This window comes from Candidatus Palauibacter sp. (assembly GCF_965237495.1).
Lineage (GTDB): Bacteria > Gemmatimonadota > Gemmatimonadetes > Palauibacterales > Palauibacteraceae > Palauibacter.
The window spans coordinates 1,243,497-1,261,738 of sequence record NZ_OZ250143.1; the positions used below are offsets into that span (position 1 = coordinate 1,243,497).

The 18,242-nt window shown below is 68.4% G+C and carries 12 protein-coding genes; 5 read left to right on the top strand and 7 right to left on the bottom strand.

The features are described from left to right. Positions 1–58: 58 nt before the first annotated feature. The 5 genes from ACPXY0_RS05355 to ACPXY0_RS05375 all read right to left on the bottom strand — a co-directional run bounded on the left by ACPXY0_RS05355 (position 59) and on the right by ACPXY0_RS05375 (position 8,539). Positions 59–1,447 carry a hypothetical protein gene (locus ACPXY0_RS05355; RefSeq protein WP_423929170.1) on the bottom strand — a complete coding sequence of 463 codons (1,389 nt, stop codon included), beginning with the start codon at positions 1,445–1,447 and terminating at the stop codon, positions 59–61. Continuing rightward, positions 1,344–6,248: an Ig-like domain-containing protein gene (locus ACPXY0_RS05360; protein ID WP_423929172.1), complete on the bottom strand. Its 4,905-nt coding sequence runs from the start codon at positions 6,246–6,248 to the stop codon at positions 1,344–1,346. The genes ACPXY0_RS05355 and ACPXY0_RS05360 overlap by 104 nt, the downstream gene beginning before the upstream one ends. A 481-nt stretch (positions 6,249–6,729) precedes the next feature. After that, a complete protein-coding gene (locus ACPXY0_RS05365; RefSeq protein ID WP_423929174.1) occupies positions 6,730–7,374 on the bottom strand; it encodes an outer membrane beta-barrel protein in 645 nt (214 codons plus the stop codon). Positions 7,375–7,469: 95 nt separating this feature from the next. Beyond that, the gene (locus ACPXY0_RS05370) at positions 7,470–8,045 is read right to left on the bottom strand and encodes a hypothetical protein (protein WP_423929176.1); all 576 of its coding nucleotides are present in this window, start codon (positions 8,043–8,045) and stop codon (positions 7,470–7,472) included. Then, positions 8,042–8,539, bottom strand: a complete 498-nt coding sequence (locus ACPXY0_RS05375; protein WP_423929178.1) for a PEGA domain-containing protein — start codon at positions 8,537–8,539, stop codon at positions 8,042–8,044. The genes ACPXY0_RS05370 and ACPXY0_RS05375 overlap by 4 nt, the downstream gene beginning before the upstream one ends. 287 nt (positions 8,540–8,826) lie before the next feature. On the opposite strand from ACPXY0_RS05375, the gene ACPXY0_RS05380 reads away from it, so the two are divergent. The 3 genes from ACPXY0_RS05380 to ACPXY0_RS05390 are packed head-to-tail and all read left to right on the top strand — an operon-like array spanning position 8,827 to position 13,318. Further along, positions 8,827–10,548 carry an amidohydrolase family protein gene (locus tag ACPXY0_RS05380; RefSeq protein WP_423929180.1) on the top strand — a complete coding sequence of 574 codons (1,722 nt, stop codon included), beginning with the start codon at positions 8,827–8,829 and terminating at the stop codon, positions 10,546–10,548. Continuing rightward, positions 10,545–11,945, top strand: a complete 1,401-nt coding sequence (locus tag ACPXY0_RS05385) for an amidohydrolase family protein (protein WP_423929182.1) — start codon at positions 10,545–10,547, stop codon at positions 11,943–11,945. Before ACPXY0_RS05380 ends, ACPXY0_RS05385 begins: the two co-directional genes overlap by 4 nt. Continuing rightward, positions 11,942–13,318 (top strand): amidohydrolase family protein, encoded by a 1,377-nt coding sequence (locus tag ACPXY0_RS05390; RefSeq protein WP_423929184.1) that lies wholly within the window; start codon positions 11,942–11,944, stop codon positions 13,316–13,318. The genes ACPXY0_RS05385 and ACPXY0_RS05390 overlap by 4 nt, the downstream gene beginning before the upstream one ends. 11 nt (positions 13,319–13,329) lie before the next feature. Here ACPXY0_RS05390 and ACPXY0_RS05395 read toward each other — a convergent pair whose 3' ends face one another. Beyond that, positions 13,330–13,707: a peptide chain release factor-like protein gene (locus ACPXY0_RS05395; RefSeq protein WP_423929186.1), complete on the bottom strand. Its 378-nt coding sequence runs from the start codon at positions 13,705–13,707 to the stop codon at positions 13,330–13,332. An 82-nt stretch (positions 13,708–13,789) separates the two neighbouring features. Between ACPXY0_RS05395 and ACPXY0_RS05400 the strand changes: the two genes are divergently transcribed. Next, positions 13,790–14,356, top strand: coding sequence for a PH domain-containing protein (locus ACPXY0_RS05400; RefSeq protein ID WP_423929188.1), 567 nt, complete (start codon positions 13,790–13,792; stop codon positions 14,354–14,356). Continuing rightward, complete coding sequence (locus ACPXY0_RS05405; RefSeq protein ID WP_423929190.1) at positions 14,346–15,935, top strand: PH domain-containing protein; 1,590 nt, start codon at positions 14,346–14,348, stop codon at positions 15,933–15,935. The genes ACPXY0_RS05400 and ACPXY0_RS05405 overlap by 11 nt, the downstream gene beginning before the upstream one ends. Before the next feature lie 44 nt (positions 15,936–15,979). On the opposite strand, the gene ACPXY0_RS05410 is transcribed toward ACPXY0_RS05405, so the two are convergent. Continuing rightward, complete coding sequence (locus tag ACPXY0_RS05410; protein ID WP_423929192.1) at positions 15,980–18,202, bottom strand: redoxin domain-containing protein; 2,223 nt, start codon at positions 18,200–18,202, stop codon at positions 15,980–15,982. Positions 18,203–18,242 lie beyond the last annotated feature (40 nt).

The following is an 18,242-nucleotide window of genomic DNA, read 5'->3' on the forward strand; positions in this document are numbered from 1 at the left end:
TTGTGGACCGGCAAGAAGTCTATCACGCTCCTTACGACATATCACGTGTGACATGACACTAGTACCGGTTCGGGATCACGCGGACGGGGCGCCCGTTGCGGTCGTGCAGGATAATCGGCCCATTGAACACGTCGTCGCCGTATTCGAGCATGCGCTCGGGATCGGCTCGCTCGGCCCCCGGCTCCGGCAGGCTGTATGACTCGGCCTGCGAGGCGTCGACCGTGTAGCCCATGTCGGCCAGGGCCTGGATCGTGATGTTGCTCAGGCGGGCGCGCACGCCAAAGTTGTATCTTGGCGACATGAGTTCTCCGCCGAGCAGGATCTCTCCTTCAGGGCAGTTGCTGTCCCCCACTTCCTCGCTCCAGTAGAGTTCTCTCCAGTGGGAATCGCCCGACCCCGACCCCTTGCAGTTCGCGAGCGGCACCTTGTCCCCGTCCGTGTAGTTGGTGCCCCCCGCCTCGTCGAAAGCCTCGGCAGCCAGGGGGCCAGTGAAATGCGCGTCTTCACCCGGGTTGTGTATCCAGGTGAAAATGAACCACGTCAGAGTTGGATTGGCGAGTAGATCGAATCGACGCCAGTAGAAGCGACTGATCCCCAGGGTGTGACCCATTTCGTGGAGGACGACCTCCTCGAGCCCGCCGTCGGCTTCGATTTCGGTCAGATAGCGTTCGTTGAACTTGACGCTTCCCATCCAGGGAAGCAGCGAATCGGCACGCCAGCGGCAGGAGCCCGCGGCCGCAATGGTCGTGGGACTCTCGAACGCACCGACTGCGACGACCAGGAGGAGGTCGTCAACGCTGTCGACACGCCGGTCGGAAACATCGTCCCAGCACCCAACGGGAATCTCGGCTCCAACCGGCATGTCCGGAAGTTCCGTGCCCGCGAGGACCCGCATCCATTTCTCGGCTGCGTTTCGATATGCCGCCGCCTGGGACTCGGTCATCGGGGTGATGGAGATCAGATCGATGTTGTACGACCCGATATCCGCCTCCATGACGGCCACCGAGAAGGACGACTCGGCTTCCAGCCCGCCGGGGTCCCCGGAGGTCACCGTGACCGTCGCCGTCCCCCGGGTCCCCGCCGTGAGGGTCAGCGTGCCGTCCGACACGGAGGCGGCGACGACGCCGGCTGCCGACGTTGCGGCATTGTAGGTCAATGCGTCCCCATCCGGATCGCTGAAGTACGAGGACATGTCGACCTCGCCTGACTCGCCCGCCGTGACCGTCACGGTCGCCGGGCCTGGGCTCACCGCCGAGATCCTGACCACGCTACCCGAGACCGACGCGGTTGCAACCGCCGCGTCCGAGGTTGCCGCTGCGTACATCAGCGGGTCGTCGTCCGGGTCACTGAAGTAGGCAGCCACATCGACCGAGCCCGCGTCTCCCGCTTCGAGAGTCTGCGCCGGGATCGTGCCGCTCGCCTCCGGCGCCCGGTTGGTTGCCCTCACCGTGACCTCGGCCTGCTGCCGGGCTTCGAGGCCGTCGGGATCGCGGGCCGTGATCATTACGACCGCTGTCCCGATGGCCACGCCCGTAATCGTCACCGTGCTGCCCGACACATCGGCCGTCGCGACGCCGGCCGCCGATGTTTCCGCGGTGTAGGACAACTGGTCTCCATCCCGGTCCCGGAAATACGAGGACGCGTCGATCGTGGCCGACGCGTTGGCGGCCATCGTCGTGGCGGGGATCGCTCCCCGTCTCCTCCGGCGCGCTGTTGCGCACCGTCACGTCGAACGCCTGCGTGGCTTCGAGCCCGCCGGCGTCGCGGGCGGTGATCGTCACGGTGGCGGTTCCCCGCGCCATGCCCGTGACCGTCACGCTGCTACCGGACACGGAGGCGGTGGCCACGCGGGTCTGCGACACCGCGGCAGTGTACGTGAGCGCCTCCGCATCCGGGTCATCGAAGTAGGACGACAGCTGTACCGTGACGGACTCGTCCGCGTTGAGCGCTCTGGTCCGGGATCGTGCCCGTCGGCTCCGGCGGCTGGTTGTCGGGACGCTTGTGACGGTCACGGCGATCCCCTGCGTGGACACCAGCCCGCCCGGGTCCGTGGCCGTCACCGTCACGGTCGCGGTTCCCGACGCCACGCCCCGGATCGTCAATGAGCTGCCGACCACGCTCGGCCGTCGCCACGCCGTCGTTGCCCGATGATCCGGCGTACGTGAGCGGATCTCGCGTCCGGGTCGGAGAAGTAGGAGGACAGGTCCAGCGTGACCGACTCCGCCGTCGGTCACCGCCTGTGCGGGAATCGCATTCCCCGAAGGTGGACGGTTGGGGCGCGGATGCACCGTGACCGCGATGTTCCCCGAGGCCGTCAGGCCGCCCTGGTCCCGGGCGGTGACGGTGATGGTGGCGCTGCCCGAGGCCACGGCGCGGATCGTCAACGTGCCGCCCACCACGCCCGCCGTAGCCACGCCCGCGTCGCTTGACGAACCCGTGTAGGTGAGTCGGTCACCATCCGGATCCGAAAAGTATGAGGACAGCTCCACGTCCGCCGTACCATCGGGGGCGACGACTTGCGCAGGGATGGAACGCCCCGTGGGCGCGCGGTTGGGGACGGTGACGGCGATCCTGTGCCTGGCCGACAACCCGCCGGGATCACGCGCGGTGACAGTGATCGTGGCGGCCCCGCGCGCCACGCCCCGGATCGTCACCCGGGTGTCCGACACCGTGGCCGTGGCCACCGAGGAATTCGACGTTGTGGCCGTGTAGCCCAGCGCGTCGTCATCCGGATCGCTGAAGTTCGACGACACGTCGACCGTGAGCGAACTCCCCGCGTCGATCGTCCGACCCCCGATCGTCCCCGTGGCCCTCGGCGCGCGGTTGTCGCTCTCCGCCGACTGAACCGTCACGCCAACATCCTGCTCGGCCGCCAGCCCGTCAGGGTCGACGGCCCGCACGGTGATCGTCGCGCTTCCCTCGGCCACGGCCTCGATCGTCACCCTGCTGCGGGCAACGGTGACGGTGGCCACCCCCGAATTGGAGGTCTCGGCCTCGTAGGTCAGTCGATCCCTGTCCGGGTCGCTGAAATAGCCGAACGCCAGGAACCAGTAGTCTTCGCCCGGCTCGAGCGTCTGGTCGGGAATCACATCCGTCGACTCGGGCGGCCGATTGGGCTGTATGACCTCAGCGCGGGTGCGCTGCCGGGCTTCCCCGCCCTCCGGATCGCGGGCCGTGACCGTGATGGAGGTGCCCCCGTCCTCCAGTCCTTCCACCGTCATGACGGTGCCCGATATGGTGGCCGAGGCCACATGGTCGAAGAACACGTCCGCCGTGTACGTCAGCGGGTCCCCGTCCGCGTCCGTGAAGTAGGGGTGCAGGTCGACGGAGAACGTCTCGCCGACGTTCAGCGTGTGATCGGGAATGGTGCCGACGTCCTCGGGGTCGCTGTTGGGCACGGTCACGCCGAATGACTGCCGCGCCTCGAGTCCGCCCGGATCGCGGGCCACGACCGTGATCCGGGCCGTTCCCCTGGCGACCCCCGTGACCTCCACGCTCCGCCCCGATGTGGACACGGTGGCCACCGCCGGATTCGATGTCTCCACCAGGTAGGTCAGGTTGTCCCGGTCGGGGTCGTCGAAATAGAACGCCAGGGAGACTCTCTCGGTGTCACCCAGATCCACTTCCTCATCGGGGATCGTCCCCGTGGCCTCCGGCGGCCGGTTCGGCTGGATGACGGTCAGATAGGTCCGCTGGGAGTCCTCCAGGCCTTCCGGATCGCGCGCCGTGACCGTGATCGAGTTACGCCCGCCTTCCAGTCCCTCGAGCGTCAAGACGCTGCCCAAAACGGTGACGCGGACCCGATCCTCCCAGAACGGTACCGCCGTATAGGTGAGCGGGTCGCCATCCGGGTCGGTGAAGTAATCGGAGAGTTCCACCGTGGTCGTCTCCCCCACATCGACAGTGTCACGGGGGATGTCACCCACCGCCTCCGGGGCGCTGTTGGGGACCGTGACCATGAAGGACTGCTGGGCCTCCAGCCCACCGGGATCCCGGGCCGTGACGGTGATCTCCGCGGTCCCGCGCGCGACGCCCTCGACCGTTACGCTGCTGCTGGACGCGGTCACGGTGGCGACCGTCTCATCCGACGACACCGGGGTGTAGGTCAGCCGGTCGCGGTCGGGGTCGTCGAAGTAGAAGAACATGGACACGCGAGACGTGCGCCCCGCGTCCACCGTCACGTCGGGGATGGCGTCGGTCGCCTCCGGGGGACGGTTGGGCTGGCGGACCCTGATCCGGGGCCGCTGCGTCGCTTCGAGGCCCGCCGGATCGCGCGCCGTGATCGTCACGGACGTGCTCCCCTCGCTCACGCCCGCGATCGTCAGGACGCTGCCCGACACCGTGGCCGTGGCCACACGCTCGAAGAACGGCTCGGCCGTGTAGGCGAGCGCGTCCCCGTCCGGGTCCGTGAAGTACTGCGAAAGATCCACCGTGGCCGTGTCGCCGACGTCCAGGGTATCTCCCGGAACCGTCGCCGTCTCCTGAGGGGCGGTGTTCGGCACGGTCACCGTGAAGCGCTGGCCGGCCTCGAGGCCTCCCGGATCCCGTGCCGTCACGGTGATCTCAGCCGTGCCGCGGGCGACCCCCGCTACCGTTGCGCGGCTGCCTGCGACCGTGACCGTCGCGACTCCCGCGTCCGAGGTTGCCACCGTGTAGGTCAGGGGATCCCGATCATCGAAATAGAACCCCAGATAGACGCTCCTCGTCCTGTCCGCAGTGACCGTCAGGTCGGGAATCGTACCCTGTGGCTCCGGAGCCTGGTTGGGCAGGCTAACCGTCACGCGAGTCCGTTGCGTGGCCTCGTTGCCATCCGGATCGCTCGCGGTGGCGGTGATGGTTGTGCTCCCCTCCGCGACCCCTTCGACAGTCATCGTGCTCCCGGATACCGAGACTCGCGCGATGCGTTCGAAGAAGGCCGTCGCCGTGTAGACCAGCGCGTCCCCGTCCGGATCGGTGAAGTATCCGGACAGGTCCACCGTGGCCGTCTCCCCTGCCTCGAGGGTGTCTTCGGGGATCTCGCCGATGGCCGCGGGAGGACCTTTCGCCACATTGACGCCGAAGGAGAGTGTCGCCGGGAGGTTCCCGGGATCTCGCGCGGTCAGATCCACCGTTGCGTGCCCTTCGGACACGCCGGTGAGGGAGAGGGCGCTGCCCGATACGGCGACAGTGGTCACGTCCGGATTCGACGTCTGGCCCGCATAGGTGAGCCGGTCCCCGTCCGGATCGAAGAAGTAGGAAAACACGTTGAAGGTTATCGTCACGCCCGCGGGGAGCGTTACGTCGACAAAGGGCAGCGTCCCTTCCGGCGCCCGGTTCGATCCGTCCGAAACGGTGACATCGACGGGTTGCGACGCGGACAGTCCCGCCGGGTCGCGCGCCGTCACCGTCACTGTTGCCGTGCCCGGAGCCACACCCGTGATCGTCAGCGCAGCGCCCGATACGGATACTGACATCACTGAGACGTTCGAACTCTCCGCCGCGTAGGAGAGAGCATCGCCGTCCGGATCGCTGAAGTAGGACGGCACCTCGAACGTCAGGTCATCTCCCGCCGCCAGCCCCACGGGCGGGATCGAGCCCACCGCCTCCGGAGCGCGGTTGGCACGCGCCACCGTGACACCGAAGTTCTGGGTGGCGGTCAGGCCCGCCGGGTCGCGCGCCGTCACCGTCACCGTGGCGCTCCCCTGGGCCACGGCGGTGACCGTCACCGTCGAGCCCGACACGGACGCCGTAGCCACCGAGGCGTCCGAACTCCCCGCCTCGTAGCTCAGCGCATCGCCATCGGGGTCCCGGAAGTACGACGACACCTCGAACGTCGCACTCTCTCCCGCCGCCAGCCCCACGGGCGGGATCGAGCCCACCGCCTCCGGAGCGCGGTTGGCACGCGCCACCGTGACACCGAAGTTCTGGGTGGCGGTCAGGCCCGCCGGGTCGCGCGCCGTCACCGTCACCGTGGCGCTCCCCTGGGCCACGGCGGTGACCGTCACCGTCGAGCCCGACACGGACGCCGTAGCCACCGAGGCGTCCGAACTCCCCGCCTCGTAGCTCAGAGCATCGCCGTCGGGGTCCCGGAAGTACGACGACACCTCGAACGTCGCACTCTCTCCCGCCGCCAGCCCCACGGGCGGGATCGAGCCCACCGCCTCCGGAGCGCGATTCCGGGTCGGCGGGGTCGGCGGGTCGGGTACGACCGGGCCGCCACCACCGCCCTCGCCGCACGCGGCGGCCCAGGCCACGAGGAGCGCAGCCACGCCCCAGGAGATTCTGCGGCGGATGTCCCACCTACGGGCATTCGGGTGACCAGCGGTGTCGAGGTCCATGCCGATCACGCTGGCGAGCCGGCCCCGGGCGCGCTCGGGGCGGCCGCCGAGTAGGCCAGCGCGTCACCGTCTGGATCGCGGAAGTACGCGGCCACGTCCACACTGGGTGTCTGGCCGATCGTCACGGTCGTCTAGGCCGGGATCGTGCCGGCCGACACCGGCGCCTGGTTCCTGGGCTCGGGTGACGGCCGGACCGTCCCGTCGCTGCGAGTGACCACCGGGTCCTGGACACCTCGAATGTCCTATCCTTAGAACGTGAAGTCGTTACAATCCTGGCACCATGCTGCCAAGGTCATGGCGGTCAGCAGGATAACGAGACTCAGCCGGGCGAGGAGCGGCGAGATGATTCTGCGCATGGTTGAAACTCCCTTCCTGGTCGTGAGCTCCGCCCCGGGTCATTTTCTCGTCCTGGTCAGCCTCCGAACGGAATCACGACCCCGGCCTGAATCGCGAGACTCCGATTCTTGCCACTGTCCGGCAGGTCGCCAGTGTCTGCGAGACCCATCCAGTAGATCAGATCAAGGGCCAGCGTGAGGCCTTCGGAAACCGCCAGTTCCGCACCGGCACCGGCCGCTATTCCGAAGTCGGTCCCCTTCAAGTCGTCCCCACACGATTCGGAATCACTCACCGAGCCGAGTTCCCCGAGATCGATACTGGCGACGGCGTTGCAGGAGAGGAGAAACCCCGACCAGGGGCCTAACAGCACGCCGACCGACAGTCCGCCGTTTCGCGGCGTTCCCATTCTCGCCAGGGCCGACAACTGAAGATAGTCCGCGTTTCCACTGATGGACCCGAGGCCTGCCGCCGATGCGCTGAAACCCTTCTGCGCATAAGCTCCCCCGACACGCAGCTCGATCGCGCCGGCCAAGGCGAAAGCTGCATCGACCCCGACGACCATGCCCATCCGGGCATCCAGATCTACAAGACCCTCCAGATCTGAAAGACCCTCGGCGGAAACGGTAGACCGGTTCAACCCTGCTCGGACCCCTACCAGTGTTTGCCCCATCAGCGGAGCGGCGACCAGCAGGGGGAGGAGTAACGCGATGATTCTGCGCATGGTTGTTGTTCCTTATCTCGTGGCGAGTCAACAAATCGCCTTCGCAAGGGCGCGTTCCGGCCGGAAGCGGTGGCCCGGTTGCCGGAGTTCCACGGTTACAAGCGGAGGCGTGCCCCGAGGACCGCAGCGGGGTGACCCCGGTCCAATCGCAGGTCGAAGATCGGGCTGAACGCCGCATCCATGCCGCCGAATGCGATGTCTTCCCATCGTTCGGGTCCTCGGATCAACGCGCCGACCCCCATCCCCAGCAGCCCCCCGAGTGCGCCCCAGATCGCCCCGTTGGCCAGGGCTACCCCGAACCCCTCTTCCGAGCATTCCTCCGTAGCCGTCCCGAGCGTCACCACGTCGCAGGTCGCGGTTATCAGCGTATTCGCGACCGTAAACCCCACGAGCGCCCCGCCGGCGCCGCCGTACAGGAGGCCGCGCTTCCAGGCAGAACTGGTGCCAAGACTCCGTTCAAGACGGACGATGTCGGCACGGGTGAACGATCCCGATCCGCCTCCGCTCAGGCCCAGCTCGAATCCATCGCCGCTGATCCCCACGATCCGGCCTGCCACCATGCCGCCGCCGGTCGTCACGCGGACGCGGTCGCCCACGTCCTGGGGGAACAGGGGCCGGGGACCGGCGATCAAACCGACCGCCAGGATAAGCACCGTTCGAGACCCCTTCATGGTCGCCCCCCCGTCGCGTGCGCGGCGGTCTTCGCCTCGAGGGACTCCCCGGGCAAGCTCACTGGCAACATGACCCACCCGTTCTCTCTGGCCAGCTTCGTCAGAGCCGCCGCGGGTGCGGCACCTCCAGGCGCGGTCGGCAGCGTCACGTTGCACGCGTCCTGACCGATCCCGTTCCAGTCACCCGTCACAGCGTCAACGATGATCGGGAGCAATCCACTCAGGACATCGAGTACGATCCATCCGGCTCCGGTGTTGGAACTGAGTTCGCAGACGACATCCGAGTGGCCTTCCCTTCTGAAGATCACCGTATGGGAGGTCTGGTTGTCCAGTTCCAGAGACAGGGGCGTCATGCCGCGCATGTTCCCGTCGATCCATACCTCGGCCTGGGTCGGGCTGGAAGTCATGTCGATGGTCTTGATCTTGGAATTGAAAAGCGTACCGCAGGCGGCGGTCGCCACCGCGACGAGGCAGAGCGTGGGCAGGCGTGCCATGCTTGTCCCTCCTTGGACCTGAATTGGTGTTGTCGGATGGGCGATGTGTGCCGCCGGTGAACCAGCAAGCCCTGGTTGACAACGGTCGCATCGCCGAATCGGTCGTGCCATCCCCGGAATAGGGGACATGACAGGAAGTGGATTCGGAGTCCGCCCCCTTGCCGGGTCGAGCGGTCGCGCCGTTGACCCCGGGGGAGACTGAACGGAGATTCACGCCCGCGTGTCCTAAGGAGATGCGCAGGGGATCGTTGCACCGTGATGGACTCACTCGGAAGGAAGTACCTCTCATGAACCGAACCGCACTCGCGCGCCGGCTGGCGAGCGGAGTGGTCCCGGGTCTGCTCCTCGCGCCGCTGTTCGGGCTCGCCGCTCCGGCGCCCTCAGCCGCGCAGTACATGCCGAGTCAGACCCCGGTCCCTCCCGCGTTCTTCGCGCTCCAGAACGCGCGCATCGTGACCGGCACCGGCACCGTAATCGAGAGCGGCACCGTCGTCGTCGCCAACGGCCTGATCGAGGCTGTCGGCGCCGATGTCGATGTCCCCGGCGATGCCTGGGTCATCGACGCCTCCGGCCTGACGGTCTACCCCGGCCTGTTCGACGGGCTTTCGCAGGTCGGGATGGCCTCCCGGGAAGGCAACGGCGGCGGGGGCGGCGGAGGCGGGGGTGGCAACCCCTTCGCCGTGCTGGTCGGGCAAGCGAACCAGCCCCGCACCGTGAGACCCGAGGACCGTCCTGCGACGAACTCCTGGCTCAACGCGGCCGACCTGCTGGACCCCGACTCGGATGCGATCGGGACCTGGCGCAGCGCCGGGTTCACGAACGCTCTCGTGGCGCCGGACGACGGCATCGTCACGGGGCAGGGCGCCGTCGTGAATCTGGCCGGTGACGGGCAGGCGATGGTCGTGAAGGCGCCCGCCGCCCTCCGCGTGACGATGAGCGGCGCGGGCGGCTTCCGGAACTTCCCCGGCTCGCTGATGGGCGTCATCTCCTACATCCGACAACTCTACCTGGACGCGGAGCACAGCCGGCAATACGAGGCCCGCTACATGGCGAACCCGCGGGGGCAGCCGCGGCCCACCTACGACCGGGCGCTCGGCCCGGTGCAGGCGGCGATCGCGGGGGGCTGGCCGACCGTCATGCCGGCAAACGAGGTGCGTGAGATCCGGCGGGCGATCAAGCTCGGCCGCGACACGGGCGCCCGGCCGGTCCTCGCCGGCGGGCACGAGGCGTACGAGCTCGCGGAGGAGATCGCGGCCGCCGGCGTCCCGGTCCTGGTCAATGCGGACTGGCCGGAGCGGAACCGCGACGTGGATCCGGAGGCCGAGGAGTCGCTCTCGTCGCTCAAGCGGCGGGCCTACGCGCCGACCACGCCGGCCCGGCTCGAGGAAGCGGGCGCGGAGTGGGCGTTCTACAGCGGCTCGGCCGGCAGCCCGCGCGCGCTCATGAACAACGTGCGGACCGCGATCGAGAACGGGCTCAGCGAAGAGGCCGCGCTCGACGCGCTCACCGGCGCCCCGGCCCGCATCTACGGCGTGGACGCGATGCTGGGCTCCGTCGAGGCCGGCAAGATCGCGAATCTCGTCGTGTCCGACGGCCCGCTGTTCGACGAGGATACCGAGATCAGGATGGTCTTCGTCGATGGCCACAGGTTCGAGGAGGAGGCGCCCGAACCGCGGCCCACGGAGGCGCCGTCGGTCGACATGAACGGCACCTGGATCCTCTCCCTCAACAACGATTCACAGGAAGCGACGGCCGAACTCGAGGTGTCGGAGGACGGCACGATCAGCGGCGTCATCCAGGGCGAGCGCGGCGAGCAGCGGATCGTCGACGGCTGGGTGAGCGGCAACGAGTTCAGCATCACCGTGACCGGCTCGATGGCGCCCGGCCGCGAGGTCGAGATCGTCTACACCGGCACCGTCGAGGGCGATTCCATCGAGGGCAACGCCTCGGTCGAGGGCAGGTTCAACATGGACTTCACGGGCACGCGGCCCGGGGGAGGTGTCCGATGAGACACAGCATCAAGCAAGTCGGCGCCGGCTGGTTGGCGCTCGGTCTCGTGCTCGGGGTCCCGGGCGGGGCCGCCGCGCAGGAGCAGCCGGTCCTCATCAGGGGCGCGACCGTCCTCACCGCGGCGGAAGCCGGGAAGATCGAGGACGGCGCCGTGCTCTTCCGGAACGGCCGGATCGTCGCCGTGGGGCCCTCCTCCGAGGTGGAGGCGCCCTCCGACGCGGTCGTGATCGACGGGACGGGCAAGTTCGTCACGCCCGGCGTCATCGACGCCCACTCACACATCGCGGCGGACGCGATCAACGAGGGGTCGGTCTCGGTCTCCTCCATGGTCTCGATCCACGACGTGATCGATCCAACGGATATCGCGATCTACCGTGAGGCGGCGGGGGGTACGACGACCTCGCACGTCATGCACGGGAGCGCCAATCCGATCGGCGGGAATAACGCCGTCATCAAGCACCGCTGGGGCGCGAACGCGCAGGGCCTCCTGTTCCAGGGTGCCCCGCCGACGATCAAGTTCGCGCTCGGCGAGAATCCGAAGCGGGCCGGCAGCACCAACATCCCCGGCCAGGAATCGCGCTACCCCGCCTCGCGCATGGGGGTGATGGACGTCATCCGGCAGGCCTTCATCGAGGCCACCGAATACAAGGCGGACTGGGACGCCTATCGCGCGCGGGGGGCGGGCGGCGACCGGAACGCGATTCCGCCGCGCCGGAACCTGACGATGGATCCGCTGGTCGAGATCCTCGAGGGTACGCGTTACGTCCACGCGCACAGCTACCGCGCGGACGAGATTCTGCAGCTCATGCGGGTGGCCGAGGAGTTCGGCTTCCGAATCCACACCTTCCAGCATGTGCTCGAGGGCTACCGGGTCGCCGACGAACTGGCGGAGCACGGAGCCCACGCCTCCACGTTCTCCGACTGGTGGGCCTACAAGATGGAGGCCTACGAGGCGATCCCCTACAACGCGGCGATCATGACCCGGCGCGGGGTCGTCGTCTCCATCAACTCCGACAGCGGGGAAGAGGGACGGCACCTCAATCAGGAAGCCGCCAAGACGATGAAGTGGGGCGGCCTGAGCGAGGCCGAAGCGCTGGCGCTCGTGACGATCAACCCGGCGATCCAGCTCATGATCGACGACCGGGTGGGGTCGCTCGAGGTGGGGAAGGACGCGGACATCGTTCTGTGGGAGAACTATCCACTCTCCTCCTACGCGAAGGTTCGCACGACGTATATCGACGGCGAAGTCGTGTTCGATATCGACGAGGACATGTTGATGCGCGCCGAAATGGAAGCCGAAAAGGAACGACTGAGAGCGATGCTCGGCGAGGCCGACGACTCCGGGGACTCCCGGGGCGATCGCGGCCGGGGCGGGGCGTCAGGAGGCGGACGATGACCAGGTTCAGGACTATCGTCGGGGCGGTGGCGGCGGTCGGCACACTCTCGATCGTTAATTCGATTGCTACGCCGGAGCGGGCCGCCGCGCAGGAGGGCGGGACGTTCGCGGTGCGCGGCGCCACCATCCACACGGTGGCGAACGGCGCGATCGAGAACGGGACGATCGTGCTCAGGGGCGGCCGCATCATCGCGGTAGGGCGCGACGTCGAGATCCCGGCCGACGCCGAGATCATCGACGGGGAAGGGAAGCACGTCTTTCCAGGCATGATCGACGCCTTCAGTTCGCTGGGGCTCACCGAAGTCGGGGCCGTCGCGGTGACGAGCGACGGGAGCGAACTCGGCCGCTGGAACCCGCATCTCAACGCCCATACAGCGATCCACCCGGCGAGCGAGCACATCCCGGTCGCGCGCGCGAACGGGATCACGCACACGATGGCCGCGCCGGGTGGCGGCGGTCGCGGGGGCGGCGGAGGCGGAGGCTCCGGCATCCAGGGCCAGGCCACGCTCATCCATCTCGACGGCTGGACGGTGGAGGAGATGGAGATCGAGAAGACCGCGGCCATGGTCATCGGATGGCCCACCCTCTCGGCCGGCGGCGGCAGGTTTGGTGGCTTCGGCGGCGGCGGGGGAGGGCGCTCCTTCCGCCAGGCGCAGGAGCGCTTCGACGAGGAAGTCGCCGAGATGGACTCGTGGTTCGCCGCCGCGCAGCACTACAAGCAGGCCGTGGAGTCCGGCTCGGACCGCGTGGAGCGCAACATCCAGCTCGAGCACCTTTCGCGCGTCCTCGACCGCGGGATGAAGGTCATCGTGCGGGCGAACGGCCGGCGGGAGATCGAGTCGGCGATCGAATTCGCGGAGACGTGGAACCTGGACATCGCCATCGCGGGCGGGAACGGGGCGCGCGAGATCGCGGGCACGCTGGCCGAGAAGAACATCCCGGTGATTCTGGGGCCGGTGCAGCGGCTGCCCCAAGGTGAGGACACCGGGTACGACGATCCGAATACGCTGCCCGGCGTGCTCCACGATGCGGGCGTCGAGATCGCCTTCGCGACCTTCAACTCGGCCGACTCGCGGACGCTCCCCTACGAGGCCGCGAACTCGGTGTCGTGGGGTCTCCCGCAGGACGCGGCGCTGGAGGCGGTGACGCTGGCGCCGGCGCGGGTGCTGGGCGTCGACGACCGGCTGGGGTCGCTCGAGGTCGGCAAGGTCGGGAACCTGATCGTGACCGACGGGGATCCGCTCGAGATCACCACCGCGATCGAATGGGTGTTCATCAAGGGCGTGCCGTCCGACCTGGACAACAAGCACCGCCGTCTGTGGGAGAAGTACGACAACCGTCCCGCGAGGCGGGCCGTCACGACGACGACCTGACGCCCCGGCGGTTACTCGTCGGACTCTGGACGGCGCCGCTTCCTCTTGGTGAGGGAGCGGCGCCGTTTCTTTTCGAGCCGCTCTTCGCGGGCGGCCCGCGAAGGCTTTGTCGGGTGGCGGGGCGGCGGCTTATGCTCGCGCGCCTCGAGGGCGGTGCGCAGGCGATCCAAAGCGCGGGCTCGGTTGCGGTGCTGGCTGCGAGAGTCGCGGGCGGTCACGACGATGCCGCTCGGGTGGTGTCTGAGCCGGACGCCCGACTCGGTCTTGTTTTGATGCTGGCCGCCCGGGCCGCCCGCGCGGAACGTCTCGACCGTACATTCGTCGAGAAGCTCTTCGTCGCTGCGTGACTCCGCGGAACTCACCGCACCCTCCTCTCGGACCGTCGTCATCCTCGCCGACACGGATCGCCGACACGGATCGCCGACACGGATCGCCGACACGGACAGCGCACGAAACGCGTAACTTGGAGCCATGAACGAGTCGACGCATCGCTTGCCGTCCGAGAACTCGCTGCCAACGAGTCCCGAGCCCGCTTCCTTCGGGATCGCGGACGGGGTGCGGCGCTCGCTCGATCTGCGGGCGATTCCTCTCCACCGAGTGGTCGGCCGCATCGTCACGGCCTGCATCTCGCTGCCGCTCGCTGGGGTCGTCGGAATCCTGTGGGGAGCGATCGGCCTCGCGCCGGGCGTGGTCGCACTCGTCGCGGGCGGGTGGACCGTCGTCACGGGCACGCTCGGCTGGTGGCTACACAAATGGCCGGTTCTCCACCACCGCCACGCCTCGTACACCGCGAACCCGGACGGCATCGAGATCCGGACGGGGGTCGTATGGCGTAAGGCGATCAGCGTGCCGCGCTCCCGCGTACAGCACACCGACGTGTCACAGGGGCCGCTCGAACGGCGCTACGGGCTCGGGACGCTCGGCATCTACACGGCCGGCACCGGCTACGCCAAGGTGTCGCTCGTCGGACTGGCCCACGAGACGGCGCTCGAGATCAGGGATCACCTCCTGCCCCTCGAGGGCGCCGATGCCGTCTGAGACGCGGTCATCGGCGCAGCCGCCGGACCCGTCCGAACACCGGCTTCATCCGCTGTCGATCGGGTTCCTGCTCTGGGGCCAGATCCGGCGCGCCATCCTCCCGCTGATCTTCGGCGCCGCGTCGGCCCGTTTCGTGGGCGGCATCGGGATGCGAACCGTCTTCCTTGTGGGTCTCGTGCCCTTCGCCGTGGCGTCGGCCGCCCGCTACTTCACGTTCCGCTATCGCTACGAGGCCACGGAACTCGTCATCCGGAGCGGTCTGTTCTTCCGGCGCGAGCGCCACGTGCCGTACGCCCGCATCCAGAATCTCGATGCGGTGCAGGGCGTCCTCCACCGCCTGCTGGACGTCGTCGAGGTGAAGATCCAGACGGGCGGGGGCGACGAGCCGGAGGCGACGATGACGGTTCTGCCCCTGCCGGCCCTCGATGTACTCCGGCAGCGCGTTCTCGAGGGGAGGGCGGGGGCTGTTGGCGGCGAACCGGAGCCGTCACCGACGGAGGCCGCTGTCGGTCCAGAGGCGGCGGTCGACCCGGCACCCGCCAGCAGTGAGGGAGCGCGCACGCTGCTGCACCTCCCGCTGCGGGAACTGATTCTCCACGGCTTGATCCAGAACCGGGGCATGATTCTCATCGCGGCGGCGTTCGGCGTCGCGTGGGAGACCGGGCTGTTCGACAGGCTGACGGAACCGTTGGTGGATGACGAGTCCGCGGTGCCCCGCCTGATCGAGGGCTTTGCGGCGGACGTCACGGGCGCGGGGGTCGTCGCCGCGGTCGGTGCGGCGGTCGCTCTGGTCATCGGCCTCCTGCTGTTCGCGCGGCTGCTGTCGATGGCGTGGGCGCTCGTCCGGCTCCACGACTATCGCGTCGTGCGCTCCGAGGAAGGGCTGCGAACCACGTTCGGCATGCTCACGCGGGTGGCGGCGACGATCCCCCTGCGCCGGGTCCAGACGGTCACGATCCACGAGGGGCCGCTCCACCGCTGGGTGCGTCGCGTCGCCGTGGGCGTGCAGACAGCGGGCGGCAAGCAGGCCGGCGAGCAGGACCCGAACCGACAGCGGCTCGCACCGATCCTCCGGCGAGATCGCCTGTGGGCGTTCCTGCGTGAGATTGTCCCCGAGCTCGGGGCGGAAGAACCCCGCTGGCAACCCGTCGCGCCGGGCGCGTTCCGGCGGGTCGTGAAGGAAGCGGCCTTCGTCGCGACGCTGGTTGCGGTCCCGTCCTATTTCTTCTTCGGTGCATGGGGCGTCGCGATTCACGCCGCCTTCCTCGCGTGGGCGGTGCTCTACGCCCGGAAGTACGTGGACCACCTCGGCTGGGCGCTCAAGGACGACATGGTCTGGTTCCGGAGCGGCTGGCTGTGGCGCCGCACCACGGTGGCCCGGTTCGCCAAGATCCAGGTGGTGGCCCTGCGCGCGACGCCCTTCGACCGACTCCGCGGGATGGCGCGGCTCAAGGTGGACACGGCCGGAGCCGGCGCGGCCTCGCACAAGGTGGAGATTCCGTACCTGCCCGTCGGCACGGCCCGCGAACTGCGGACCCTCGTCGCGGCGGAGGCCGCCCGGACCGAGTTCCGCTGGTAGAGGGGGACGGGAGGGTGGCGAGCCTTGGCCTGACACGGTCCCGGTCAGTGGCCGTCCGCCGCCTCCCGGATCGCCTCGACACGCCAGGAGAACTCTTCGTCGAGCTTCGAAGTGTTGCCGACCTTTACGAACTGCACGTAGCCGTCCCGGTCGACGAACCAGGTCGTCGGCCAGCCCCCGATTCCGGCCCGCTGGACGTACCCGTCGTCCATGAGCACCTGGAAGTCAAAGCCGTTTCGGGCGAGGTACTCTTCCACGACCTCGCGTGACGCGTCGTTGCTGATCGAGACCACTCGAACATCAGGGTCGTCCCGGTAGCGGAGGTCGAACTTCTGGTACTCCGGCATCTCGACGATGCATGGACCGCACCATGTGCCCCAGAAGTGCAGTACGCCGATCCTGCCTTCGAGGTCGGCCGAGTCGACCAGCGACCCATCGAGCCGGGGGAGGCGGAACGGTTCGTACGTTCCGACCGCCTCGACACGCGACTCCAGGATTCGTTCGCGCCGTCGGATCTGGTCGCGCTCGTCGAGCGTGGCGAGGTAATCCTCGATCCCGGTGCGGCTCCCGTTGCGGCGCTCGTACAGCGCTTCGATGGCGGCCTGACTGGGATTCTCGCCCACGCGCGTGCTCCCGAGGCCCGCGATGTAGGAATCCTCGGCCCGGTCCAGCCATTCGACCGCCGCTTCGGCGTCTCCACTCTTCTCCGACTCGTCGGCGAAATGCTCGTAAACCTGCCCGATGTGATATCGGGCCTCGCGGTTGCGTCCCTCGAGCGCCAGCGCCCGCTCGAGCACATGGCGCCCGTCCTCGATCCGCCCCGCCTTGAAGTAACCCCACCCCATCGCGTCGTAGACCTGGCTCAGCTGGAAGCGCAGCTGTTCCTCGAACTCTCCCTCGGTCCTGAACAAGTGCCGATCCATCGCCACCGCATCCACCACCGTCTGCAGACCGCTGCGCGCGATCTCGGCCGCCTCCCGCGCGTACGGCGTATGATCGACCATGGCGGCCGCCCCGATCCCGAAGGCGTTGACAGGATGGGCGCGTTCGTAGGTGGCGAACCCGCGGACGGCCTCGGCGAGCGGTTCGGCCGGCACCGGGTCCATCGAATTCAACGCTTCAAAGAGGATGGTGTACGCGCTGGCCCTGTACCTGTCCGCGTAGATGGGACGTGCGAGATACCGGTCGACGGCATCGCGGACGACCTCGAGTTGCGCCCGGAAGGCGGGCGAATCGCGACCCTCCTCCCGGTACAACCGGACCATTGTGTCGCCGGCCTCCTGGTATTCGTTCTGGGAAATCAGCGTCGCACGAAGGCTGTGGGGGGCGCGCTCGACGACCCGTGTCTCGAGTTCGGCCGCCTTCACGCCGTCTCCCAGCCTTCGATACGCCTCCGCCATCGCATACAGACCCCGGACGGTCTCGGGGGCCGCGTCCAGGAATTCGGCGATGCTGGCCTCGACGGCCGGACGCCGCTCGTCCGCCGACAGCAGGTTCGAGCCCGCAAGAAATCGCCACTGCAAGGAACGCGCGTCCACGGATCCGGGCGAGAGAGACACGGCTTGATCGATCAGGGGTAGCGCCTCCTCCGCCCGGTTGGCCCTGAACAGGTTCTCCGCCGGACGCAGGTAGCCGTCGATGTGATCCGGCCACCGGTCCCGCAGCTCCGCATAGCTGGCCAGGCTGGAGTCCGCCCAGGTCGGATCCCCGAGTTCGTATTGGGCCTGGGACGCGATCTCGGCCCGTATCGCCAGGATCTCGGGTGCGGCGAGCGTCGCCGAATCGAGCGCGACGAGGACCGTGAGGAGATGTGCCGCGCCCCGGCCTCGGATGGACTCGATGTGCGTGGCGAGGAACTCCGGTCGGGGCGAGGCCTCCCAGGCCCCGAGGCTGGGCTCGGAGGCGGCCGAATACTCCCTCTCCGCGAGATAGGCGAGCGCGCGGACGTAGAGACCCCAGGGGTCGTCCTCGTCTTCCGAAAGGATGCGATCTGCCTGCGCGTGGAGTTCTCTGAACAGCCCCCAGCCCGCCAGCTGACGCGCGTAGAGCGCACGCAACTCGGTGTCATCGGGAACGCGCGCGACCCACTCCTCGCCGAACGGCAGACCGGCCTCGAAGGTGCGAAGTCGTACGTAGTCCCGAAGCCGGGTCTTCGCCGCTTCAAGTTCCTCGGTCGTGTAGTCGGGGTGCGCGCCTCCGCCTCCGCACGCGCCACCGGCGAGCAGGAGTCCGAGCCAGAGGGCGCGGCGAGGAGATCGAAGCGACATGGCGTTACCTCCGGAGCCGTCGGTTCTGCTTAACCCTCAG